This is a genomic window from Clostridium sp. Marseille-QA1073 (genome assembly GCF_054863625.1).
In genome coordinates, this window is the sequence record NZ_JBSVQM010000002.1 from 47,980 (window position 1) to 71,043 (window position 23,064).

Annotated in this window: 23 protein-coding genes and 2 riboswitches; of the genes, 3 read left to right on the top strand and 20 right to left on the bottom strand. The window is 27.5% G+C overall.

Features of this window, described 5'->3' with window-relative positions; genetic code table 11:
- Positions 1-226: 226 nt before the first annotated feature.
- Together ACY1IQ_RS02095 and ACY1IQ_RS02100 are read right to left on the bottom strand one after the other, a co-directional pair.
- Entirely contained in the window at positions 227-850 is a 624-nt protein-coding gene (locus ACY1IQ_RS02095) for a GyrI-like domain-containing protein (RefSeq protein ID WP_461612400.1), read from the bottom strand.
- Positions 851-861: 11 nt separating this feature from the next.
- On the bottom strand, positions 862-1,395 hold the full coding sequence (locus ACY1IQ_RS02100; RefSeq protein WP_461612401.1) for a DUF6144 family protein: 534 nt from the start codon (positions 1,393-1,395) through the stop codon (positions 862-864).
- A 449-nt stretch (positions 1,396-1,844) separates the two neighbouring features.
- Between ACY1IQ_RS02100 and ACY1IQ_RS02105 the strand changes: the two genes are divergently transcribed.
- On the top strand, positions 1,845-2,276 hold the full coding sequence (locus ACY1IQ_RS02105; protein ID WP_461612402.1) for a MarR family winged helix-turn-helix transcriptional regulator: 432 nt from the start codon (positions 1,845-1,847) through the stop codon (positions 2,274-2,276).
- Between the two features lie 245 nt (positions 2,277-2,521).
- Entirely contained in the window at positions 2,522-3,196 is a 675-nt protein-coding gene (locus tag ACY1IQ_RS02110) for a hypothetical protein (protein WP_461612403.1), read from the top strand.
- 180 nt (positions 3,197-3,376) lie between these two features.
- On the opposite strand, the gene ACY1IQ_RS02115 is transcribed toward ACY1IQ_RS02110, so the two are convergent.
- From ACY1IQ_RS02115 to ACY1IQ_RS02145, 7 genes are all read right to left on the bottom strand, one after another.
- A complete protein-coding gene (locus ACY1IQ_RS02115) occupies positions 3,377-3,946 on the bottom strand; it encodes a GNAT family N-acetyltransferase (protein ID WP_461612404.1) in 570 nt (189 codons plus the stop codon).
- A 46-nt stretch (positions 3,947-3,992) separates the two neighbouring features.
- Positions 3,993-4,862: a GyrI-like domain-containing protein gene (locus ACY1IQ_RS02120; RefSeq protein ID WP_461612405.1), complete on the bottom strand. Its 870-nt coding sequence runs from the start codon at positions 4,860-4,862 to the stop codon at positions 3,993-3,995.
- Between the two features lie 401 nt (positions 4,863-5,263).
- Positions 5,264-5,839: a xanthine phosphoribosyltransferase gene (locus ACY1IQ_RS02125; RefSeq protein WP_461612406.1), complete on the bottom strand. Its 576-nt coding sequence runs from the start codon at positions 5,837-5,839 to the stop codon at positions 5,264-5,266.
- Positions 5,823-7,169: a uracil-xanthine permease family protein gene (locus ACY1IQ_RS02130; protein ID WP_461612407.1), complete on the bottom strand. Its 1,347-nt coding sequence runs from the start codon at positions 7,167-7,169 to the stop codon at positions 5,823-5,825. Before ACY1IQ_RS02130 ends, ACY1IQ_RS02125 begins: the two co-directional genes overlap by 17 nt.
- Positions 7,170-7,365: 196 nt before the next feature.
- A riboswitch (purine riboswitch) is annotated at positions 7,366-7,467 on the bottom strand.
- Positions 7,468-7,575: 108 nt separating this feature from the next.
- Positions 7,576-8,691: a helix-turn-helix domain-containing protein gene (locus tag ACY1IQ_RS02135; RefSeq protein WP_461612408.1), complete on the bottom strand. Its 1,116-nt coding sequence runs from the start codon at positions 8,689-8,691 to the stop codon at positions 7,576-7,578.
- Between the two features lie 215 nt (positions 8,692-8,906).
- Positions 8,907-9,809: a sugar phosphate isomerase/epimerase gene (locus ACY1IQ_RS02140; protein WP_461612409.1), complete on the bottom strand. Its 903-nt coding sequence runs from the start codon at positions 9,807-9,809 to the stop codon at positions 8,907-8,909.
- Between the two features lie 254 nt (positions 9,810-10,063).
- Positions 10,064-10,834 carry a TatD family hydrolase gene (locus tag ACY1IQ_RS02145; protein ID WP_461612410.1) on the bottom strand — a complete coding sequence of 257 codons (771 nt, stop codon included), beginning with the start codon at positions 10,832-10,834 and terminating at the stop codon, positions 10,064-10,066.
- 360 nt (positions 10,835-11,194) lie between these two features.
- Here ACY1IQ_RS02145 and ACY1IQ_RS02150 point away from each other — a divergent pair, with 360 nt between their 5' ends.
- The gene (locus ACY1IQ_RS02150) at positions 11,195-12,304 is read left to right on the top strand and encodes a DEAD/DEAH box helicase (protein WP_461612411.1); all 1,110 of its coding nucleotides are present in this window, start codon (positions 11,195-11,197) and stop codon (positions 12,302-12,304) included.
- Positions 12,305-12,500: 196 nt separating this feature from the next.
- On the opposite strand, the gene ACY1IQ_RS02155 is transcribed toward ACY1IQ_RS02150, so the two are convergent.
- The 11 genes from ACY1IQ_RS02155 to ACY1IQ_RS02205 form a co-directional block, all read right to left on the bottom strand.
- On the bottom strand, positions 12,501-13,814 hold the full coding sequence (locus ACY1IQ_RS02155) for a hemolysin family protein (RefSeq protein WP_461612412.1): 1,314 nt from the start codon (positions 13,812-13,814) through the stop codon (positions 12,501-12,503).
- Between the two features lie 427 nt (positions 13,815-14,241).
- Positions 14,242-14,931: an ABC transporter ATP-binding protein gene (locus ACY1IQ_RS02160; protein WP_461612413.1), complete on the bottom strand. Its 690-nt coding sequence runs from the start codon at positions 14,929-14,931 to the stop codon at positions 14,242-14,244.
- Positions 14,931-15,914, bottom strand: a complete 984-nt coding sequence (locus tag ACY1IQ_RS02165; protein WP_461612414.1) for a FecCD family ABC transporter permease — start codon at positions 15,912-15,914, stop codon at positions 14,931-14,933. Before ACY1IQ_RS02165 ends, ACY1IQ_RS02160 begins: the two co-directional genes overlap by 1 nt.
- Before the next feature lie 62 nt (positions 15,915-15,976).
- Positions 15,977-17,095 (bottom strand): ABC transporter substrate-binding protein, encoded by a 1,119-nt coding sequence (locus ACY1IQ_RS02170; protein WP_461612415.1) that lies wholly within the window; start codon positions 17,093-17,095, stop codon positions 15,977-15,979.
- A gap of 21 nt (positions 17,096-17,116) precedes the next feature.
- A complete protein-coding gene (locus tag ACY1IQ_RS02175) occupies positions 17,117-17,887 on the bottom strand; it encodes a nucleotide-binding protein (protein WP_461612589.1) in 771 nt (256 codons plus the stop codon).
- A gap of 144 nt (positions 17,888-18,031) precedes the next feature.
- Positions 18,032-18,221: riboswitch (cobalamin riboswitch) on the bottom strand.
- A 212-nt stretch (positions 18,222-18,433) separates the two neighbouring features.
- Entirely contained in the window at positions 18,434-19,087 is a 654-nt protein-coding gene (locus ACY1IQ_RS02180) for an endonuclease (RefSeq protein WP_461612416.1), read from the bottom strand.
- Complete coding sequence (locus ACY1IQ_RS02185; RefSeq protein WP_461612417.1) at positions 19,087-19,545, bottom strand: methylated-DNA--[protein]-cysteine S-methyltransferase; 459 nt, start codon at positions 19,543-19,545, stop codon at positions 19,087-19,089. Before ACY1IQ_RS02185 ends, ACY1IQ_RS02180 begins: the two co-directional genes overlap by 1 nt.
- Positions 19,545-20,126 (bottom strand): bifunctional transcriptional activator/DNA repair enzyme AdaA, encoded by a 582-nt coding sequence (locus ACY1IQ_RS02190; RefSeq protein WP_461612418.1) that lies wholly within the window; start codon positions 20,124-20,126, stop codon positions 19,545-19,547. The genes ACY1IQ_RS02185 and ACY1IQ_RS02190 overlap by 1 nt, the downstream gene beginning before the upstream one ends.
- A 302-nt stretch (positions 20,127-20,428) precedes the next feature.
- On the bottom strand, positions 20,429-21,460 hold the full coding sequence (locus ACY1IQ_RS02195) for a transposase (protein WP_461612419.1): 1,032 nt from the start codon (positions 21,458-21,460) through the stop codon (positions 20,429-20,431).
- A 71-nt stretch (positions 21,461-21,531) separates the two neighbouring features.
- Positions 21,532-21,930 (bottom strand): hypothetical protein, encoded by a 399-nt coding sequence (locus ACY1IQ_RS02200; protein ID WP_461612420.1) that lies wholly within the window; start codon positions 21,928-21,930, stop codon positions 21,532-21,534.
- A gap of 203 nt (positions 21,931-22,133) precedes the next feature.
- On the bottom strand, positions 22,134-23,027 hold the full coding sequence (locus tag ACY1IQ_RS02205; protein WP_461612421.1) for a LysR family transcriptional regulator: 894 nt from the start codon (positions 23,025-23,027) through the stop codon (positions 22,134-22,136).
- Positions 23,028-23,064 lie beyond the last annotated feature (37 nt).

The window sequence follows — 23,064 nt, forward strand, 5'->3', positions numbered from 1 at the left end:
AAAAAAAATTCAATTTTAATCACATTATTTATTTTTAAACTTTAATTTACAGTATACAGCACATACTGTAAAATGAGATTCACTAAAATAAAACTTAAGTGAATCGCTTTATAAACACCTTATAAAATTTAATAACATCAAGTAAAAAAGGTGTTAAACTTAGAGTAATAAATCTAAATTTCACACCTTTTAATATTAAGATATTAAAACTTTTATATTCTAACGCCTATTCCTTCAACATTATAGGTTGTCTAATTATAGTTTTTATATTATTAGGTAAACATCGTTTAGGATCATTTAAATATATTTCATGATGTAATCCTCTTAATTCATATCCACATTCTTTGATATAATTATGAAGCTTCTCTACAGTAGGATCTTCATTTGTATAAGGTCCCACATGCATAATTTTTGCAACAAGTCCTTCATCATGGTCTTTATACTCTACCTTAGAGATAGACGATAATTTCTTCTTTCTTTCTACTTCATATAAAGCTTTTTCTATATAATCTTCTGGAACAATATCAGGCTGCATAATCATACTACACCATTTCCATATGTCTTTATTATCTATTAAAAAATCATTTATATTATCAGTCCACCATACACTCTCCAGTGGCATTACTCCATAGTCTATCTTTAAATCACTATTCTTAATCATAAATTTTATAGTATAGGCTAAACTGAATAATGTTTCAACTGCATCCTTGTATTCCTTTGATGTATTTGGATTTCCATGGCCATTTATCATTAAATATTTAAGCTTTGGCATCTTTAAAATTGATACTTTTTTAGCAGGCTGACTATAGAATTCTTTAAATACTTTTTTATAATCAAACTTATTTATCATGATTATTCTCCTTAAAACTCAATTTTAAAAACATAGTTATCTGCTCCCTCTAAAATAGTGTGAAGCTTTGTAACTTTTACTGTTTTATTAAATACTGAGCTAAATAATTTTTCAAACCATCCTGCAGAGCAATTACAATATGAAACTGGCATATCTTCTATGTTTTTAGCCATTCCACAATAACATTTGTTATAAATTCCAATTATGTTTCCACTATCCATGTGAAGTTCTCCACCACCTATATGTTTCTCATTCATTAAATCTAAAAATTTTTCAACATTTTCAGCTCTTTCAAATAATTTTTTTGCTTCCTTAATTGTTCTATTTGAAATGCACAAATGTCCACAGGGCTTCATTACTTTTTCTACTATATTTTCTCCATTATTATTTTCAAGCTCATTTAATATACTTTTAATATATTTTGCTTGCTTAGTAGGTGATGATTTTAAAGGTAATTCACCATATGCCTCCACTATTTTTTTATAGATATTTACCCCAGCATTTAATCTAATGCTGTCAAGAATACGTTCACACTTACTAGACATAATTTTCTCCCCCTTATCTGTTGAAATATTTATATATGTTCCTTAATTATAAATAATCTTATATGACGTCATCATGTCATATTTAAAAAATTATTAATTAAGATATATTCAAAAGATAAATAAAATCCACCTTTGTGAACTTTAAATTCCTATTGCTCTTCAAAAATGAATTGCTTAATTTTTTATTTCAATTTATATATATCTTATATATTTTATAACAAGTTATTAATACAAAATAACCTGTCAATCCACCTAACAAATTAGTGTTTCTTTTATCTTTCTTTAATTATAAATAAAGATAAATATTTTTAAAATTAGTATTGACCACAGTAAATTTATAGTATATTATAGTTTGCATACGAACTATTTTTTTAATCTTTCTACTTATTGATTGACTAAATATGGTCATAGGTATAGAATTGTCTTTATATATAGTTTGAGGTGATTTTATGAGTTTAAGCTTTGATAGTTTTAAAATAGCCATGCTAATAAAAGAAATATATTCTAAATCTATGCATATTGTTGAAAAAAATCTAAAGGATAGTAATCTAACTCATCAACAGATTATTGTAATTAAACTTATAGCCCATAATAAAGAAATGACTATTTCTGAGATATGTGATGAAATGTCCTTGGCTAAAGGTACTGTATCTGGTATTGTGACTAGATTAGAAGAATATGGTTATTTAGAAAAGGTAAAATATCCTGATGATAAAAGAAATACTTATGTAAGATTTTCTTCAAAAGGGTTAGAATTTGCTAAGAATTTTAGAGCCATCATACAAGAAAGTTTTGATAATATATTTAAAGATTGCAGCAAAGAAGAGTTAGAGGAATTAGTAAAGAACTTAAGAAATATTTTATCAAAAATTAAAGAGTAATTTAATTGATTTAAAATAGTTTGCTAGCACTCTTTATTTGATTCCTATATCTTTAAAAAGAAATAAAGCTACAGTTTTTAAACTATTAAATTTATTTATAATTATGATGTGCGAATAAGAAGCTTTTCTATAAAATTAACCTTTTCTTTGGTGTATTTTATTGATTCTTTATTTTGTAGAAATGATTTAGTAAAATTAATGTTGAATAGTTCGCATGAAAACCATATATTAAAGGAGGATTATTTATGCAAGCTATAATGGAACCATTTTTTCATGTTGTATATCTTACAACAGTAATTACTCTTGGAAGTATCATGATAAAAAATAGTAAAGATAATAAATATTTTAAGCTATTTGGTTACATGTCATTAATACTCGGAATAGGGGATTCTTTTCATCTTATACCAAGAATATATGCACTATTAACTGCAGGTCTTGAGGCTAATGCTGCTAGTTTAGGATTCGGCAAATTTGTAACTTCTATTACAATGACCATTTTTTATGTAATTCTATATAAAATTTGGAAACTAAGATTTAATATTAAAGAAGTAAAGGCCTTAGATATTTCAATTTATTTACTTGCTTTAATTAGAATAGCGTTATGCTTATTTCCTCAAAATGATTGGTTAAATTATTATTCTCCTGTAAGTTGGGGTATTTATAGAAATATACCTTTTACAATTATTGGAATAATAATGATTTATATTATTTATAAGGAAGCCACTAAAGCTAATGATAAAGATTATAAATATATGGCTTTAGCTGTGTTATTATCTTTTGCTTTATATACTCCAGTAGTTCTTTGGGCAACTACTAATAGATTAATTGGAATGTTAATGATACCTAAAACATTAGCTTATGTTTGGATAGTGCTTATAGGATATAAACAATTTAAAAAATATTTATCTAAAAATAAATAATATATACTTTAATTAGTGATTTAAAATAAATTAATTAATTAAAAATAGAATAGATATTTAAGAGAATGTACGTTAATTAACATTGAACTATATAAAACTGTAAATAAGTTTATATAAACTTATTTACAGTTCTTTTTCTTCTGGTAATATTTAAAATAATAACTATAAACTAAAGGTAAGTTACTCCTTATAATCTTCTTTTAGAATGCTATATATCTCCAAATCTACTATACCCTTGCCAGACCATAAAGTAGCCTGTCTTAGTAATCCTTCTTTTATAAAGCCATTTTTAAAAAGTACTTTCTTTGAGGCTTCATTTTCTGGCATAACTTCTGCTTGAATTCTATTAACATCAACCTTCTCAAATAAAAATTTTATTAATATTCTAAGAGCTTGGGATGCAATACCCTCTCCCCAATATGGCTCTGATAAAAAATATCCTATTGTTACCATATCTATCCTTGGCTTAAAATCCATGGCTTCAATAATTCCAACTAATATATCACTCTCATTTTTTAAAAATACCCCCCATTTAATTCTATCTCTTTTATTATAATCTCTTTCAAAATGAGTAACCATATTACTTATAGTTTTAATATTCTTTTTTGGTATAATTCCACAATATTTAAATACCTTTTCATTGCTATAAATTTCATATAGTTCTTCTATATTACTAGACTCAATTTTTTTTAATATTAAATTTTCCGATTCCAAAACTGGAAATTCATTAAAAGCTATTTCTATGTTCATCTTATTCACCTGCTTTGTCTACAAAATAAATGTGAAAGTAAATTTTCTACTTAATAGGTATATATATTTTCATATTCATATTATTTGGAAATGTTGAGTTACAGACATCCGTAACCTCAAAATCAGGCCCTTCTCTTCTCTCGTAATTAGAATTTGGTAACCAATTACTATAAATATATCTTCTTGTATTTTGAACTAAATCAACTGCTCCACATATTTTAAATTCTGCATATTTCCCCTCAGGAATTTCAAAATTAATAAAATTATCATCTATATCTTCAGAAAAAGTATCTATTTCTTCACCAATAATAAATGAAAATCCACCGTTATCTTGAAAATTACATGCTATCCCATAGCAAATGCTTGGTTTAGATCTTTGCGGAATCCGTAGATAATATTCATTTTTCCCAAAATCATTATAGAATTCAGGTATATTTTTAAAATACTCATAATTATTTAAATTTGTCTTATATTCATATCCCATAATATTTATCTTGGTTAAAATAATAATATCAGGCTTATTCATATTTATTTCTCCTTTAATATTTTTTCTATAATCAAGGAAATTAATTTTGTTTTGCTTATTAACATTTATATTAGTCTTTCGATATACAGCCGGCGTTATATCAAAATAACCTTTAAATGCCCGAGTAAATGCTTCCTGAGAATTATATTGATAATAAATAGCTATATCCAATATATTTTTATTTGTTTTCTTCAGTAAAACTGCTGCTTTCGATAATCTTCTTTTTCTTATATACTCCTGTACAGAAAACCCTGAAATTGCTTGAAAAAGTCTTTGGAAATGAAAAGCTGAAAAAAAAGCTTTTGACGCAACCTCATTAATTTCTATTTCTTCTTCAAGATTCTCCTCTATAAATTCAATAGCATTTTGTATTCTTTCAAAGTAATCCATCAATTCACATCCTCACTATAGTTATATTTTATCTATAACTTAAACTGTTTTTTTGATAATTTATGCTATTCTTGATTTTAAAAAATAAGCCTTAATTAGTTTTAATTATATATTTAAATTAATAAAGAAAAAAGATTAAGAAAACTTAATACCAAATTTTCTTAATTCCATTTAAGTTCTTTAATTAATGAATTTTGCCTAAAGATAATTAATCTAAAATTAATCTAAAAAGTTTTAAAATTATACAAAATGGATTTAGATGGTAATACTCTAACTCTTATTGACTAAAATAATTATTTCTTATAAAAAATAAAGCCATATCATTGATTTCATTCAAGATATAGCTTATTTTCTATATGTAATAGCCCCCAAATTTTTCTAAATCATTTTGTAAATTTATTTTATTCTTCTACAAATTCAATTAAATCCTTATCTAATTTCTTAATTCTAGCAAGAGAATAAACATCATATCCCTTTTCTATTAGCATGTCTCTTCCTGGTTGGAAGGATTTTTCTATAACTATTCCTATTCCACCAACCTTAGCTCCACTAGCTTCAATTAATCTTGCTGCACCTAAAGCAGCTTCTCCATTTGCTAGAAAGTCATCTATTATAAGTATGTTGTCATTCTCATTTATGTGCTTCTTAGAAAGTGTTAATTCATAATCTAGTCCTTTAGTAAAAGAGTGAACCGTAGTTTGATAAACTTCACCTTTTAAGATTTTAGAAGTTTGCTTTTTTAAAGTTACCATTTGCAAATCCATCTGCATAGCAGCCATCACAGCTGGTGCAATACCTGAACTTTCTATAGTAAACACCTTAGTTATTTCTTTATCTTTAAAATAATTTTTAAAATAAGTTCCTATCTCATACATAAGTTTTGGATCTACACCATGGTTTAAAAATGAGTCTACTTTTAAAACTGTTTTATTTAACGCCATACCTTCTTCTAATATTTTCTTACGCAGCTTTTCCATCTTCAATACTTCCTTCATTTGTTTTTTCTTCCTTTAATATTTTATTTAAAATAAGTGCCACAATTGTACCAGTTGATATTCCTGATGAAAAAATCATCTTTACTGCTTCTGGTAATTGAGCAATGAACTCTGGGCGGAAAGTAACCCCTAAGCCTAATCCTATTGATGTTGCTATTATCAATAAGTTTCTATTATTTATCTCAACTCTACTTAAAGTCTTAATTCCTGCTGCAGCTATGGTACCAAACATAACTATTCCAACACCGCCAAGTACTGGCTGTGGCATAATATTAATTAATGCTGCAAACTTTGGAAAAAAACCTAATACTACTAAAAGTATTCCTGCCATTGTTGCTACTGAACGGCTTGCATTTCTTGTCAATGGAATTAATCCAACATTTTGACTGAAAACTGTATTAGGGAAAGCACCAACAACTCCTGCCAATGCACTTCCGATAGCATCTGCTAGCACGCCTCGTCCAATAATTTTCTCATCTGCTTTGACTTTTGAAACTTCACAAATAGATACTAAACATCCAACGCTTCCTATAGTTGCAACAAAATAAGCTGGAATAAAAGGTAATACATATTTGAAATTAAAATCTACGCCATATTTAAATATGTTAGGCAGCGCAAACCAACTTGCTTCTTTCACTAAAGTAAAATCTACCATATTTAATGGAATACATATAATATAACCTATAACCATTCCTATTAATATTGATGCACTGCTCACTATAGCATTACCATACCTGTTTAAGAGTAAAGTTATAAACATTACAAACATAGCTATTGAAACATTAATTAAACTTCCATAATCAGCAGCACCTACTCCACCTGCTGCCCAGTCAACTGATACTGGCAATAATGTTAAGCCTATTAAACATACTACTGTTCCTGTAACTAGTGGTGGAAATAGTTTCATTAGTGGTTTAATAAAATAACTTAAAATAACTTCTACTATGGCTCCCAAAATAGTTGCTCCAATTATAGCCGGTAGTCCTGCAACTGATCCAATAGCAATTGCTGGAGCAACAAAGGTAAAATCAGTTCCCATTATGCAAGGCATTTTTGAACCTATAGGACCTATTCCCTTAGATTGTATTATTGTAGCTATACCAGCTGCTAAAATAGATGCACTTAAAACTGCAGTAGCAATTGCTCCATCAAAACCCAATGCACTTGATATTACTAACGGTACTGCTATGATTCCTCCAAAGGCAGCAAATATATTTTGAAATCCTAATAATATTTGCGTACTTATGCTAGGAGTATCATTAATTCCATAAAGTAACTCATCATTACAAAGATTTTGTATATTTTCTTCCACTCTTGTAATCCCCCTAAAAATATATTTATCATATGTTCTCGTACATCTATGTATATTTCACAAAATAATATTGAAAATTATGTCATAGAATATTTAATAATTTTTTAGAATTTCTCATTATATTTAGGGAAAAATAAAAACACCTCAAATATATATTTGAGGTGCGTCAATTTTAATAATAGAAATTAATATCTTTACTAAAACAACTTAACCCCGTAGTCTGCTAATTTTCGGCTAGCAGGTAGAAACTTTCGGACCTTATCTCCGATGATATACGAGAATATTTTATGATATAAAGAGATTATACCATAGAATAATGTTTTAGTATATTATTAAATAAAACTATTATTAGCATTAATTACAATAGTATTTTATTTAAAAGAAATATAAGTATAGTATTAATTTTTCATTTTTTAGCCAAAGATTTCACTTCTAAATTTTTTAAATCTATTAATATATCAATAAACTCTTTACACTCTCTAATTGGATCAAAAACTGAGTCTTCAAGCATTTTAAAAATATTTTCATATAAATTCATTGTTAGTGATTTTTCTCCACATTCAATTTCATTAAAACACCAAATATTATTTAGATTTCCAAAATCATTAATATCATATTTCCTTATGCAATTTACCATTGTTTTTAATGCTTCTATAGCTTTACTATTTTTATTAATTTGCAAATATACTCTTGTCAAATTAAAATATTCTGTCCATAATTTTAAAGCCCCATCTCCATCAGGTGATAATACTTTTTTAAAATCTATTGCCAACTTATAATATCTTTCTACCATGTCAAAATCTTTTTCATATCTTCCATAGGAGGTAGCCAAATTCATGCAAATAAGAGGTATCTCATAAATATATTTATATAATTTGCTTTGAAGTAAATTTCTAGCTTCTTTAAATTTCTTCTGTTTAATATATATGGTTGCAAGTATATCATTAGAATCACATTGGCTTTTATGAATTTTATTTAAAGAATCTATTGCCTTATCATCCTCATCAATTGATGAATACAGTGCACCTAATGCAAATAATGCACATTCTATAAGCTCAGTATCTGTACAATTTGACGCTACATCTTCAAATAATTTAATAGTATATGTAAGCATATTCATAGACTTTTCTTTATCATTAGCTTTCCATGAATAAGCAAAAAACAAATGAGCTATTTTATCTTTTAGATAATAACTACTTGGATATTCTAAAATATAGCTTTTACTTTTTTCAATAGCTAAATCAAAATCATTTGCACTATTAAAAAGCTTCTCACATTCACTATAGATTTTCTTAACTTCTTCATCAGATAGTTCAATTTCAAAATTTAATAGTTTATCTATAGTTACGTTAAAAAATTTTGCTAATACTGGCAGTAACGTTATATCTGGATATGAAACCCCATTTTCCCATTTTGAAACAGCAGCCATAGAAACTCCTATAAAATTAGCTAGTTGCTCTTGCGTAATAGCTCTTTCCTTTCTTAATTTACATATCACTTCACCAATTTGTAATCTTTCCATATTCATACGCTCCATTAAATGTATTATAAGATCTTATATATTAAGTATACATTGTAGTATTTAAAATACCAATGGAAGCATAGTTGAATATAATAATTAAAACTTAACCATAGGTTAAGTTTTAATAAAGTTCTATTCTTCTATATTTTTTGTTTAATATTTAAATGCTATTTATATTTCAAAACCACATTTTTTATACAAATTAAATTTTCATACTATATTAATAAACTTTCTATCCATTTATAACATTCTTCTAACTCTTCATCAGTTATCTTATCTGAGTAATGTTCAAATACAAATTTACATGTATTATTATACTCATTAATTATTTTCATATATTTTTCTATATCTGCCCACCCTTCGCAAGGCTTTTGATAAGATAAAATAGGAAAATGGCTACATTCTAAATTATTTGAAACTTTTACATTCCATAAGTGTATTACTTCTGCATATTTTACAAATCTTTTCATGAATCCATAGGAATCAAAATTATCATCAAGCTTCTCTTGGAGATGAAGCCTACCTATATCTAGACAGAGCTTTATATTGCTATACTCTTCCAATAATTCTTCTAATAAATTTGTATTATAAATATATGAATTCACAGCATCTAACTCTAATATCACTGAAATATTTAATTCCTTAGCTTTATTTGATATCCATTTAAAAAAGTCTCTACTTCTTTCTTCAAATTCATTACAAGAATATTGTGACTCATAGTAGTACTCTGATTTATCTGCAAACCTCAAGTTTGTCCAATCTACCCTATCATCTAAAATTACTGGCTTAGGATAATGTAAAAGTACATAATTTGGATTAAATTTACTTACAAATTTAAACTCTTTAGCAATAAATTCAAATGATTCCATACGTTGTTTTTCATCTTTTGATAAATATTGAGGATCTCTAAATTTCCATTGATTTACTCTTAGTGGAAAATGTATCCCTAATTTAAGATTATCTCTTTGAAGTGCTTCAAGTAAATTAAATATTTCCTTCTCCTCTTCATATTGACAAGCTTGTACACCAAAGAAATCTTCTCTTAAATCACGGTTATATATGACCTTGTCAAATCTTTCAAATAGAGCAATCATAAATCTATTAGTTATTGTAGGCATCTATATGGCTCCCTTTTCATTTAATAAATATCAAATGTCCTTGGATTATTTAATTATACTTGTTCCTACAATTTATTATAATATTTTAAATAATTTACTTATATTTCTTCTTACCTCAAAATAAAAAACCACTATATTATTTAGTGGTTTTCATAAATATTATCTTCCTAAGGGACGGTTCATAATAAATATTTAAATACTTATCTCATATTCTTAATGAACTGTCCCCAATTCTGTATCAAAAGTAAATTATTTTAAATGTCAATATTAAAAATTTTCTTCGTGTTTTTATTTGTTTGAATCTCTACTTTTTCAAAAGGTATCTTTCTTAATTGTGCAATTGTTCCTGCAACATACCTTACATAAGAAGGCTGATTTCGTTTTCGACCAAGATCTGAAGGTGTTAAATAAGGTGAATCTGTTTCAATTAACAAATATTCAAGAGGTATCTCTTTTGCTACCTCTTGAAGTTTTCTAGCACTTCTATAGGTAACAGGACCTGCTATAGATATATAAAATCCCATATCAATATATTTTTTTGCAAGTTCTAAATCTCCAGAGTAACAATGTAGTACTCCAGTTAAATTTCCATCCTGTTCCTTCTTTAAAATATTATAGGTGTCAATATTTGCATCGCGATCATGAACTACTACAGGTAACGCCAATTCCTTTGCTAACCTTATTTGTTCTATAAACCATTTCTTCTGAACTTCCTTTTGATAATTTTCATAATGATAATCTAATCCACATTCCCCTATAGCTACTACTTTGCTATGCCCTGCTAAATTTCTTAGAGCTTTTATTGAATCACAATCCATCTCATCTGAATTATTTGGATGAACACCAACAGTAGCATATAAATTGCCATATTCAGCTGCCAGTGAAACCGCCTCAATTGAACTTTCAATGCATGCTCCTGGTAATATTACTAGTTCAATACCATCACCCTTCAACTCTCTAATAATTTTATCTCTATCTCTATCAAATCTTTCTGAATATAAATGTGCATGGCTATCTATAAGCATTCTTATTCCTCCTTATATTTTTTATTCAACCCAAGACTAAGAAATTTGTAAAAAATAATCAATAAATATATCCTTTAAATTCATTATAAAAAACAATAGCTGACACCACTATGTCATCTATTATTTTTTAATTTAAGGGACGGTTCATTTTTATTCTTATAAAATGTTATAATACCATTTAATTTGTGAAATCTCTAGGAAATATAAAAAAGTTATTCTAGAAATAATATTTTTACATAACTTCTTATTTTTTTATTAGTCTTACATGAAATTTACTATATGAATTAATACTAATAATATGATACTATTAATTGATTTAAATAAATAAAAATATAATTTAGCGATGAAAGGTAAAAAATAATGAGTTTTAAAAATTTAGGAATTAGTGAAGATATAATAACTGTATTAAAAAATTCAGGTATTACTAGGCCAACGGCAATTCAAGAAGAAAGCATTACATTTATTAAAGAAGGTAGAGATGTTATAGCAGAAGCGCAAACTGGTACAGGGAAAACCCTTGCTTTTTTACTTCCTATCTTTGAAAATATATCACCTAATATAGATGCAGTTCAAGCATTGATTGTGTCTCCTACAAGAGAACTAGCTATTCAAATAACTGAGGAAGCTATGAAGCTTAAAGTTGCTAAAGATATAAATATTTTAGCAGCATATGGAGGAAAAGATATAGGAGCACAACTTAAGAAACTAAAAGGAAATATCCATCTAATCATTGCAACTCCTGGTAGACTTTTAGACCATATTAAAAGAAAAACAGTAGATCTTAGCAAATTGAAAACCTTAGTATTAGATGAAGCAGATCAGATGTTATTTATGGGATTTAAAAATGAGGTTGAAGCTATTATAAAGGAAACCCCTAAAAAGCATCAAACCCTTTGTTTTTCTGCAACTATGGATTCTCAAGTTAAAAAATTAGCCTATAGGTATATGAATGATCCTTTAATGGTTACTATAAAAAAAGAAACAGTTACACTTAATAACATTAAACAGTTTGTGGTGGAAACCACAGATAGAAAAAAACAAGATGCATTATGTGCAGTTTTAGAAGAAGATAATCCATTTATGGCTATCATATTTTGCAGGACTAAGAGAAGGGCTGATGATCTTGAAATAGCGCTTCATAGACGTGGATTTAAATGTGAAAAGTTACATGGTGATTTAATTCAGTCAAAACGTGAAAGAATAATGAAATCTTTTAGAAATGCAGATATTCAGTACTTAATAGCTACAGATGTTGCAGCTAGAGGATTAGATGTAAGTGGAGTTACTCATATATATAATTATGATATCCCAGAAAGTGCTGAAGGCTACATACATCGTATTGGTAGAACAGGAAGAGCTGGTGAAAAAGGATACACTTGTCTATTTATAGATCCAAAAAATCAAAAGACCTTAGAGGAAATAGAAAGAGCAATAAAATTTAAGATACCTAGAAGAGAAGTAACCATATAAATTTATTCATACAAAGAGCCCTTATAAAATTAGGGCTCTACCTATATTTGATATTCATTTAATCTTATTTATAATCTAATAAAAAGATTTTTTATTAGACTTATCACTAAAACTTTTCAGAACTCACATTCTTATTAGAAGATTTTAATATACGAAAATTTGTGAGCCGCATTAGCTAAAAATAAATGCATAGTAGTTATCTTTCTATATACATTTTTATTTTACTTATACGTTTATCAAGAACTTCTTCTACTTTAAATGATAAATTTTCATACTCAACTAATTTTTCTTCATCTGTTTCAGGTATGCCACCTATTATATTTAATAAGAATCCACCAATTGTATCAAAGTCCTCACATTGAAGATCTACATCAAAATAACTATTAAAATCATTTAGAGAAAGAAGACCATTGATAAGAAACGTATTGTCATCTATTTTTTCAATAAGTAATTCTAATTCATCATATTCATCATTGATTTCTCCCATAACTTCCTCAATTAAATCCTCTATTGTTACTATACCTGAAAATCCACCATATTCATCAATTAAAACAGCCATATGAATTTTTTTTGACTGTAATTCCTTAAATAAATCATCAATAGGCTTATTTTCTATTACAAAATACGGTTTATGAAGTATTGGCCTTATTTCTATATTTTCAAATCCTTTTATTTTTGCTTCAGCAAGCATATCTCTCATATATAAAATACCTATAATATTATCTGGATTTTCTTCATATACAGGTACTCTTGAATAATTTTCTCTTAATAATTTATCTAAAGCTTCCATTATAGGAGTATTTATATTCAGCAAGAATGTTTCTGTTCTAGGTTTCATTACCTCTTTAGCTAACTTGTCATCAAATTCAATAATGCTATTTATCATTTCACTTTCTGTTTCATTAAAAACACCATGTTCTCTCCCTACATGAACTAATGATTTTATTTCCTCTCTTGATATCTTTTCATCCAAATTTTCTGTGTTCAATCCTGATAGTTTTACAAGTGCATTTGTTGATAAGGAGAGTAATTTTACAAATGGTGCAGTGATTTTTGAAACAATTAATATAGGCTTTATAGAAAGCATTGCAATTGTTTCTGATTTTTGTAATGCAATTCTTTTTGGGTACAATTCTCCAAACACTAAAGTTAAGTATGCTATTATTATTGTAATTGATATTAATGATATTTGATTAACATAAGGTATGTTAAATTGTGATAAATACCTACTTAAATAACTGGATATTCCTGTAGCAGCAGAAGCACTTGAGAAAAATCCTGCTAATGTAATACCTACCTGTATTGTTGCTAATAATTTACTGGGTTCTTCATTTAATTTTTCTAGCAATTGTGCTTTCTTATTCCCTTCTTCTGCTAATATTTTAATTCTATTTTTATTCATAGATACTATTGCCATTTCTGCAGAAGAAAAAAATGCATTTATTAAAGTTAATATTACCACAAGAATAATTTGAAAAATAATATTACTAGATCCAAGACCACCTTCCAATTATAATCTCTCCTCTGTTTATATAATATAAAGTATTATATACCTCTATTTTAATTCTTCTCATTATAAAATAAATACTATATAAACTATAATATACCCACTATCACTATATGAAATACAAACTATCACATATCTATTTATTCACATCATCTAATTCTTATACATTGAATATTAACTATAGATAAAATAAGGCTTACTATCAAAAGTAAGCCTTTATTTTATCTCCATAATTTCAATTGTATAAACCTAATTAATATAAGAAAATTTAATATTAATTTTTCTAAAAAGCTATAAATTCTTGCTCATAGCTTTTTTGTGCTAAATCATAATTACAAAATAAAGCTATTATTTTATAGCTATAATAGTTGTTAATATTTCATCTTCATGAGGCACTGATACTATTTTTGAAGTCACATCAAAATATTTTTTAATATTTTCTTCTGTGATTATGTTTTTTTGTTTCTCCTACTAAGTAATCATTTTTTCCTAAAAATAATGTTTTATCAGATATATTTAAAGCATTTTCAGGATTATGCGTATTAATGATACATGAAATGCCCTTTTTATCTACCAAATTTTTCATTAATTCTAATACATAAAGCTGATTTTTAAAATCTAAATGAGATTCGGGTTCGTCCAAAATCAATGCCTTAGGTTCAGCTACTAATGCTCTTGCAATGTATACTAATTGAAGCTGTCCTCCACTGAGCTGATTACAAGGAACATCTGCTAAATGTGATATTCCTATATCTTCTAAAGTATCTTCAATCTTTTTAATATCTGCTTTAGAAGGTACTGAGAACATTTTTACATATCTTGCTCTTCCCATAGATGTCATCTCTTTAACTGTATATGGAAAAGGGAGTCCTCTAGCCTGAGGTACATAACCAATTTCACAAAAGTCATTAATAGATGTAATTTTTCTACCATGTACAAAGGTTTCTCCTGACTTCCATTTTAATAAACCTGATATGCACTTTAATAAAGTTGTCTTCCCTACAGCATTTTGGCCTAAGATGGTCATTACACTTCCCTCTTCAAGAGAAAAATTTATATTATTTAATACTGATTTTCCTTTTATATACCAATAAGTTCCGTTTTTTACTTCTATAATCATTACCAATCACCTGTTACTTTCCTATTGCGCTTTAATAAATATCCAAAAAATGGAGCTCCTATTAAAGCAGTTAATATACCAATAGGTATTTCAACTGAAGTAGCTGTTCTTGCAACAATATCTACTATGGTTAAAAATATTGCACCAATGATTCCTGAAGCCGGCAATAAATTTTTATGATCCACTCCTACTATTCTTCTAGCTATATGAGGTATCACTAATCCAACCCATCCTATAACTCCAACTACCGTTACAGATGATGCAGTAATTATAGTAGCACAAATTATTGCAATTAACCTTATTTTCACTGGATTAACACCAAGAGAATTAGCCTCCTCATCTCTAAGGGAAAGTATATTAATTCTCCATCTCAATAGCAACAATATAATAATTCCTGCCATTATTGGAACTATAACTAATTTAATATCTTTAAAAGAGGTCTTTGCAAAGCTTCCCATTAGCCAATAGGTTATAGCTGGAAGTTTATCATATGGATCTGCAACATATTTTACCAAAGATATTAATGATGAAAAGATAGATGATACTACAATTCCAGATAGTACAAGTGACAATACAGTAACTTTATTTTTATTTTTCGCAAGCAAAAATATTAAAACAACACTTACTATACCAAAAGTAAATGCACTTAATGAAGTAAATGTAGAATTATTAAATATTAATATTCCTAAAGCTACGCCAAAACCAGCTCCACTACTAACTCCTAATACGTCCGGACTAACTAATGGATTTTTAAATAAACCTTGAAAAGTAGTTCCAGAAATAGCTAAACCCGCCCCAATGAGTAGACTAAGTATAGTTCTTGGGAGCCTTATCCGAAGAACTACTGATCTTTCAACTTCATACATATTTAAATTAACTTTAAAAATATGGCTATGCAATATTTCTAATACCACTTTAGGTGAAACAATATATCTTCCCATAAATAATGATACAAAAAATGTAATCATAAGCATGACTATCATTATAGACCATTTAATTTGTTTTTTCTTTTCTGTTCATATAATTTATTCATTATCAACTACCACTACTTTATATTTAATATTCTATTTATTTGATCTTCTTTTAAATTATAATTTAAAAATTTTGTATAGAAATCTTTTAATTCTTTTTTTATATCTAATTTATTAAATATTTCTGGCTGCTGAACAGTAGACATCCACTTAATCATAATTGGAGTCTCAGCGCAAGGAGCATCCCATCTATAAATACCCATTGGAGTCTTATATACCTTATTATTTTTTACTGCATCAATTTTACTCCAATCCTGTCCTTCAATCTTATTTTCTAAAATATCTTCTGGTTTGAAATCAGAAAAATTACTTAAATAGATTATTTCTGGATTCCATTCAATTATTTGCTCCATGGTTACATTTACCCATTGGCCTGGAGTATCTTTAGATACATTATTTCCTCCAGACATTTCTATAAAGGCATTATTAGCGGATTTACTTCCTGCAACTTTAAGTTCTTCATCTCTTAAGTACAATACTCTTGGCTTTTTACTTTGTTCATATTTATCTTTTACTGAAACAAAATATTCTTCTGTTTCCTTATGATATTCTATTAATTTTAATGCTTGATCTTGTTTATCTAATACATCCCCTATAACTTTTATTCCATTTTGAAGATCTTTAAGAGTTCCATATTTTAATGTAATACCAGGTATCCCAATATTTTTTAGCTGTTCAATTTCAGCTTCTTGGTAATCCCATATTATCATAGCATCAGGATTAAGCTTTTTTGCTTCTTCCATATGTATTGTGAAATCATTATCTACAAAATTAGTGCTTGCATTTTTAAGCTCTGGAGCCATATCATTTAAAATAGATTTTTCATAAGATTTTTGCGCTGAAGGGTGCATTCCACTAATTCTTTCCCCATTGCCATCAACTGCATAAATTATAGAAGCCCATGGAATTGGTACTGCTGCAATAGATTTAACCTCCGAAGGCATTTTAACTTCTTTACCTGTAGTATCTACAATAGTCTTAGTTCCATCTGTTTTTTCTTTTTTTGTTTGCTTAGTGCTTTCCTTTTCAGTAGGCTCATTATTTTTATTATTTGAACATCCCCCTATAATAAAAATTGATGATAACAGTACTGACATAACTATTAATTTTAAACTTTTTGTTTTTTTATTCATAAAAATTCCTCCTAAACTCTATTAATTTTTTAAGTATTTTTTAAAATAGTTGAACCCTTTTTCCCCAATGTATTTATAATCAATATGAGAAAATTCTCTTCCACTAAACCCTAAATAAGGTAGTGGAATAAACTTCACTTTATTTTCATATGGAATAAAATTTTGAAAAATAGGATCAGCTATAATAATATCTCCACTACTTATTTCCTCTAAAAGTTTCTTTTCTTCTTCAAAAAATTTCACTTCGGAATATCTATTATTTATATAAAAATTCTCAGAATTTGTCCCCTTCTTTATTGTTGATAAGATAGATATATTCTTCATTGCAAAATCTTCTTTAAGACATTTCTTTATGTCTGAAGAAGAGACTATATATATTGCGTCTACATATTTTTCTCTCATTGGAACAGAAAACCCACCACAAACAACATCACCTAGTACATCATATATAATTACATCCCAAGACTTATGAAGGATATTAAGATGTTCAAGTTCTTCCACCATAGTTATTATGCCTCTCCCTGCACAACCAACTCCAGCTTCAGGACCACCTGCTTCAACACAAGAAATCCCATTAAAGCCTATCTTTATAATATCTTCTTCCGCGATATTGTTTCCTTTCTCCTGAAGACTTTTAATAACAGATGGTATCTTTTTGCCTATTAAATTTCTACTAGAATCGCTTTTAGGATCACAGCCTATAAAAAGAACTTTAAGTCCAATACTAGAAAAAGTCGCTGCAACATTTGATGCTATTGTAGATTTTCCTATACCACCTTTTCCATAAAAGATTTATTTTTATTCATTTAAATTCCTCCTATAGAATATCTTTTAAAAATTTCCATATAAAAAAACCTCTCAATTCAAAAATCAAGAGGTTTCACTATTACTTGTGTAAAATAAGAAATATCTAAAACACCCTCTATCACTCGTAGAGTTCCGGTGAAAAAATAGGCAGGTCTTCTGACTCAAGTATCATCATCTTTTCTACCTTCCCAGTTTCCCAGTGGTTTATTTGAAAAGACTACACTCTTACAGCGGCGGGACCGTGTGGGATTTTCACCCAACTTCCCTTTTAATTAATGCAAGCAATTATCTGCACTAAACCTATTTCTTTATTATTCAATTTTGTTACGCTATTCCAATTATACAATAATATAGCAGTTAACACAAGTAGACAAAAAACTACATAAATATATATTTTAAAATATTTTTAAAGGTTTAAATGTATTTTTTATTTTCTAATATGTTTAAAGCTCTAAGGGACGGTTCATTTTTATTCCTAAAATTAAAAGCTTAATTTAGAATATAATTATGAACCGTCCCTTAAAATATTGATTACTTTATATAGCTACTGGGAATTCTCTTTTCACATATAGATTCAAGTGGGCATCCTTCACAATTAGGTGACTTTTTACAGTAACATTTAGCATGTTCTACAATAAGACCATGAAACTCGTTATATATGTATAAATCCTTTGGTATACTCTCCTCAATTTTAACTCTTAACTCATCATAATTTTTAGGTATATCATATCCAATTCTATATAATATACGCTTAGTATAAGTATCTACAATAAAAAAAGGAATATTTAAAGCATAAGTTAAAATTGAGTCAGCAGTCTCCCTTCCAACTCCTTTAATTTCTAATAATTCATCACGTAGGACTTGTCCATCTGTACCCTCTGTATTTTTAATATCATATGAGTATTTTTTAAACCATGAAGTAAGGGCCTTTAGTCTAATCGCCTTTTGATTATAGTATCCACTAGGTCGTATAATTTCTCCAAGTTCTTTATTTGAAACGGTTTCTATAAATTCTGGTGATAAGTTATCTCCTAAATTAGCTATTGCTTTCTCAACATTAGTCCATGATGTATTTTGTGTAAGTATTGCTCCAACCATCATCTCAAAAGCTGTCTTTGCAGGCCACCAACTTCTTTTTCCATAAGCCGTTAATAGTAAATTATAGATTTGTATTAATCCTTTCATCACTTTGCCTCCAATAATAACAATCGTTCTTTAATATCTATTCCTCCAATATATCCATTAAGCTTACCATTACTACCTACAACACGATGGCATGGGATAAAAATTGGTATTGGATTACGGTTGCATGCAAGCCCAACTGCACGTGCAGCTTTAGGCTTACCAACCTTTTCTGCTAATTCCTTATAAGTAAAAGTTTTTCCATAAGGGATTTCACATATCAATTGCCATACTTCTTGCATAAATTCTGTTCCAACAGAAGCTAAAGGTAATGAAAAAGTTTTAAGCTTTCCAGAAAGATATTTATTAAGTTGATATGATGCTTCTTTTAATATTTCTGTCTCATAAATATCTACTTCTTGTGGTAACCTTTTATCTTTAAAGTATACACCACATATCTCTCCCTTCTTTTCCTCTATTCCAATTCTTCCTATATCTGTATTATAAAAAAATAAAGGCATTATCTTATACTCACCTCATTTATATTATTTCTTTTTCTATATTCCTTTGGTGTATGTCCAACTTGTTCTTTAAAATATTTGTAGAAATTGGACAAACTTTTAAATCCAACTTCATAAGCTATTTCAAGAATGTCTAAATTAGTTTGTAATAATAATTCCATAGACTTATTAATTCTTATTTTAAAAATATATTCATTTGGTGTTAGACTATAATATTGCTTAAATAATCTCCTAAAATAACTTTCACTTATACCAATTTCTTGAGATATGAACTTTAAACTAAATTCACTATTATAATTTAACGCTAGCATATCTTTTGCCTTTTCAAGTAACATTTTATTAGGTTCATAAATATGTTCGTTTATATCTGGTCTACATATTTTACATGGTCTAAAACCTGCATTTCTAGCTTCATCTACACTATTGAAAAACAAAATGTTCTTTTTTAGTGGTGTCTTAGCTTTACAGGATGGTCTACAAAAAATACCTGTTGATTTAACAGCATAATAAAATAATCCATCATACTGCTTATTACAGTCTATTACAGCATTCCATTTTTCTGTAGTTGTAATCTTCTCCATACTAAACTCACCTCTAAAATCATATATTAATACAATTATATACGTATATTTTTAAGCTTTCTTCCTCATTTTTATTAACCTATTCTTACCAATAAATTAATCCTTTAAGTATAAGGGACGGTTCATTTTTATTCTTATATTTTAATCCTATTTAGAATATAATTATGAACCGTCCTTAGATAAAAAATAAAAATTCAATACTCTTGCTTATTTTAATTAATTACATATATTTAGACTTGTTATTATCTTAAATACTATCAAAATCCTATTATAGTATTTTAAGCTTGTCCTATTTCTCACAATTATAATAACGTAGTATATAAGAATAATTTTTTATATTTACATGCTATTTTCTGAAGATTAACTTCTACTAATTCATCTAACATAGTCTGATAAAATTTATCTTTAATTATTAGTTCTACTCCATATTGGCAAAGCATAGATATATTAGATTGTGTTATGTTCTCTAGTGTTTTGCATATTTCTTTTTGACTTTTACCACTAAACTGAGTTAAAAATACTACATATATAGCCTTTGCCTTTCTACTTTTTCTTCTATGTTTCAATTTTAACTCCATATGTCCAACTCCTGTTTTCTCACAAACAAAATTACTTATTTCCTTTTCCGAACAATTTCTAAGTAAAATAACTTTTTCACTTCTATATTCTGATCTATCATTTTCAAATTCTATTTCTTTAAGTTTTTCTTTTTCTATATTAAACATAGTTTTATAGTAGTTCTCTCTCGCTCTTCTTTTTCTCTTACCAAAGAAATTCATTATATATTCTTCATTACAAATATTAAATCTATTTTTTTTTAATCCTAGATACAATGATAGACTTGAATATGTGTACTCTTCTGGTTTTTCTTTGTATTCCTTTATATCTACTGGATTTCTATGTATATATTTAGAAACTTCTATTAAGTATGCATCACTATTTATGGGTTTGCTTTTATATCTATCTCTAAATACCGGTCCTTTATGCTTTTTACACTTTCTAAGATATCCTCCATATCTTAAGTTAAATTTTTTCATCATTTTACTTAGATCTCCACCATTAATGTCTATCAAAAAATGGGTATGGGTATCCATTAAGCAATAGGCATAAACTTTAAAATTTTCTTCAATCTGCAATTTCCTTAAGATTTGAAGCATTTTTTCTTTATCTTTATCATCATAAAATAAAGGTTTATCGGGAAAACTTCTAGTCATAACATGATATATTCCGCTTTCGCTTAATACTCTAGCTGTTCTAGCCACCTTAATTCCTCCAATTATCATAGTTTTTTTATAATTATTGCCATTCCTTAAAGCCTTAAACAAAATTTTCATATGATAATTAAAAAATTTAGATATTTTTAATGAACTGTCCCTTAGTCGAAACTTAGCTAAGTAGATGTTTTTTATTCTCTACTATTATGTGTTATTAAGTCTTCAGCATATGGAAAATAGTTAAGAAAGGATTCTACAATTTCATCATGCTTTGATATGAGCAAAACAAGTGATGAATCCCAAGGTACTATTTCTATTTCGGCAAGAGGATGTTGCATATTAATATTTTTAACCCAAAAATTAGGGTTTCCATCTGCATATGGCAAAGAGTATTTCAAAACATCATTTAAGGTAACATCCTTAGAAAAGGCAGAAAAAACTCCCCATATAAATTGTATTTCATTTTTATATACAATTCTCCATAAATCCCTTCCAGAAATCCAAACATACTCCTTATTATAAGGTATCATTTCATCTGAATAATCATTGCATTCATAATTTGTAATAAGCCAATTATAATTCAATTGCATATTATTAAATGCTAAAAAAATTTCATCTATATAAGTACATTCCCCAAGTATTGCACCTCTTATTTGAATCTCCTCCTATTCAGAAATATACAACAGCTATGTTGACTTCTACAGTTGTGACACCAAAATATACTATCAATATTAAAATGAGAGCTCATTTTTACTCTTATATAAAATATTATAATATAATTATGAACCGTCCCTTAGTATAAATCCTTTATAAGTCCAATAAATTTTTCTGCTGCGGTGGATATAGGAATACCTTTTTTAGTTACTATTCCTAGATTTCTTTCAGGAATTTTTTCTTTAACAGGCACTTCATATAATTGTTTTTCCTCTAGCTCATTTTGAATGTAATCCTTTATAGCACAAGAAACACCTAAGCCTCTTCTTGCAAATTCAATCAATAATTCCATATTGCTTAACTCTATCTCTGGTGATGCAACTAAAGAATTTGAGCTAAAATATTTATCAATATAGTCTCTTGAATTACCTCCACTTTCTAGCAAAATAATAGGGTAATTATTCGTAAGCTCCTTTAAAGTTATTTGCTTTTTACAAATATGCTTATATTTTTCACCTACCACGAAACAATCTTGTGTTTTAAATGTTTTTATAATATTAAGTAAATCTTTCTTATTAATATTCATATTTATAATTCCAATATCTATTTCTCCTGACTCTAACAATTCAACTATTTTATTTGTAGACTTATCTGTAATATAAATTTTTATATTAGGAAATTCTTTCTTATACTTTTCAAGATAATTCATTAAGTAATATTTACATACTGTACTGCAGACTGCTATTCTTAATTGACCTAAATTAAGATTTTTAAGCTCTATAAATTTTCTTTCTGCTGTCTGCATAAACCCATAGCCCTGCTCTATATATTTGAATAAAACTTCACCCTCTATTGTAAGAGAAACGCCTTTTGGAGTTCTGTAAAATACTTGTCCTCCTAATTTTTCTTCTAGCAATTTTATAGAATGGCTAACAGCTGGCTGAGACGTAAAAAGTTCTCTTGCTGCCTTAGATATACTACCTAATTTAGCTGTGATATAAAAAATTCTATAAAGTTCGAGATTAATATACATATAAATTTTTAGTATACCTCCTATATTAAATATCAAT

Excerpts from the sequence above, each read along its gene's own strand:
- ACY1IQ_RS02095 (WP_461612400.1), bottom strand. The coding sequence starts at position 850 with ATGATAAATAAGTTTGATTATAAAAAAGTATTTAAAGAATTCTATAGT.
- ACY1IQ_RS02100 (WP_461612401.1), bottom strand. The coding sequence starts at position 1,395 with ATGTCTAGTAAGTGTGAACGTATTCTTGACAGCATTAGATTAAATGCT.
- ACY1IQ_RS02105 (WP_461612402.1), top strand. The coding sequence starts at position 1,845 with ATGAGTTTAAGCTTTGATAGTTTTAAAATAGCCATGCTAATAAAAGAA.
- ACY1IQ_RS02110 (WP_461612403.1), top strand. The coding sequence starts at position 2,522 with ATGCAAGCTATAATGGAACCATTTTTTCATGTTGTATATCTTACAACA.
- ACY1IQ_RS02115 (WP_461612404.1), bottom strand. The coding sequence starts at position 3,946 with ATGAACATAGAAATAGCTTTTAATGAATTTCCAGTTTTGGAATCGGAA.
- ACY1IQ_RS02120 (WP_461612405.1), bottom strand. The coding sequence starts at position 4,862 with ATGGATTACTTTGAAAGAATACAAAATGCTATTGAATTTATAGAGGAG.
- ACY1IQ_RS02125 (WP_461612406.1), bottom strand. The coding sequence starts at position 5,839 with ATGGAAAAGCTGCGTAAGAAAATATTAGAAGAAGGTATGGCGTTAAAT.
- ACY1IQ_RS02135 (WP_461612408.1), bottom strand. The coding sequence starts at position 8,691 with ATGGAAAGATTACAAATTGGTGAAGTGATATGTAAATTAAGAAAGGAA.
- ACY1IQ_RS02140 (WP_461612409.1), bottom strand. The coding sequence starts at position 9,809 with ATGCCTACAATAACTAATAGATTTATGATTGCTCTATTTGAAAGATTT.
- ACY1IQ_RS02145 (WP_461612410.1), bottom strand. The coding sequence starts at position 10,834 with ATGCTTATAGATAGCCATGCACATTTATATTCAGAAAGATTTGATAGA.
- ACY1IQ_RS02150 (WP_461612411.1), top strand. The coding sequence starts at position 11,195 with ATGAGTTTTAAAAATTTAGGAATTAGTGAAGATATAATAACTGTATTA.
- ACY1IQ_RS02160 (WP_461612413.1), bottom strand. The coding sequence starts at position 14,931 with ATGATTATAGAAGTAAAAAACGGAACTTATTGGTATATAAAAGGAAAA.
- ACY1IQ_RS02165 (WP_461612414.1), bottom strand. The coding sequence starts at position 15,914 with ATGATAGTCATGCTTATGATTACATTTTTTGTATCATTATTTATGGGA.
- ACY1IQ_RS02170 (WP_461612415.1), bottom strand. The coding sequence starts at position 17,095 with ATGAATAAAAAAACAAAAAGTTTAAAATTAATAGTTATGTCAGTACTG.
- ACY1IQ_RS02180 (WP_461612416.1), bottom strand. The coding sequence starts at position 19,087 with ATGAAAGGATTAATACAAATCTATAATTTACTATTAACGGCTTATGGA.
- ACY1IQ_RS02185 (WP_461612417.1), bottom strand. The coding sequence starts at position 19,545 with ATGCCTTTATTTTTTTATAATACAGATATAGGAAGAATTGGAATAGAG.
- ACY1IQ_RS02190 (WP_461612418.1), bottom strand. The coding sequence starts at position 20,126 with ATGGAGAAGATTACAACTACAGAAAAATGGAATGCTGTAATAGACTGT.
- ACY1IQ_RS02195 (WP_461612419.1), bottom strand. The coding sequence starts at position 21,460 with ATGAAAATTTTGTTTAAGGCTTTAAGGAATGGCAATAATTATAAAAAA.
- ACY1IQ_RS02200 (WP_461612420.1), bottom strand. The coding sequence starts at position 21,930 with ATGCAATTGAATTATAATTGGCTTATTACAAATTATGAATGCAATGAT.
- ACY1IQ_RS02205 (WP_461612421.1), bottom strand. The coding sequence starts at position 23,027 with ATGTATATTAATCTCGAACTTTATAGAATTTTTTATATCACAGCTAAA.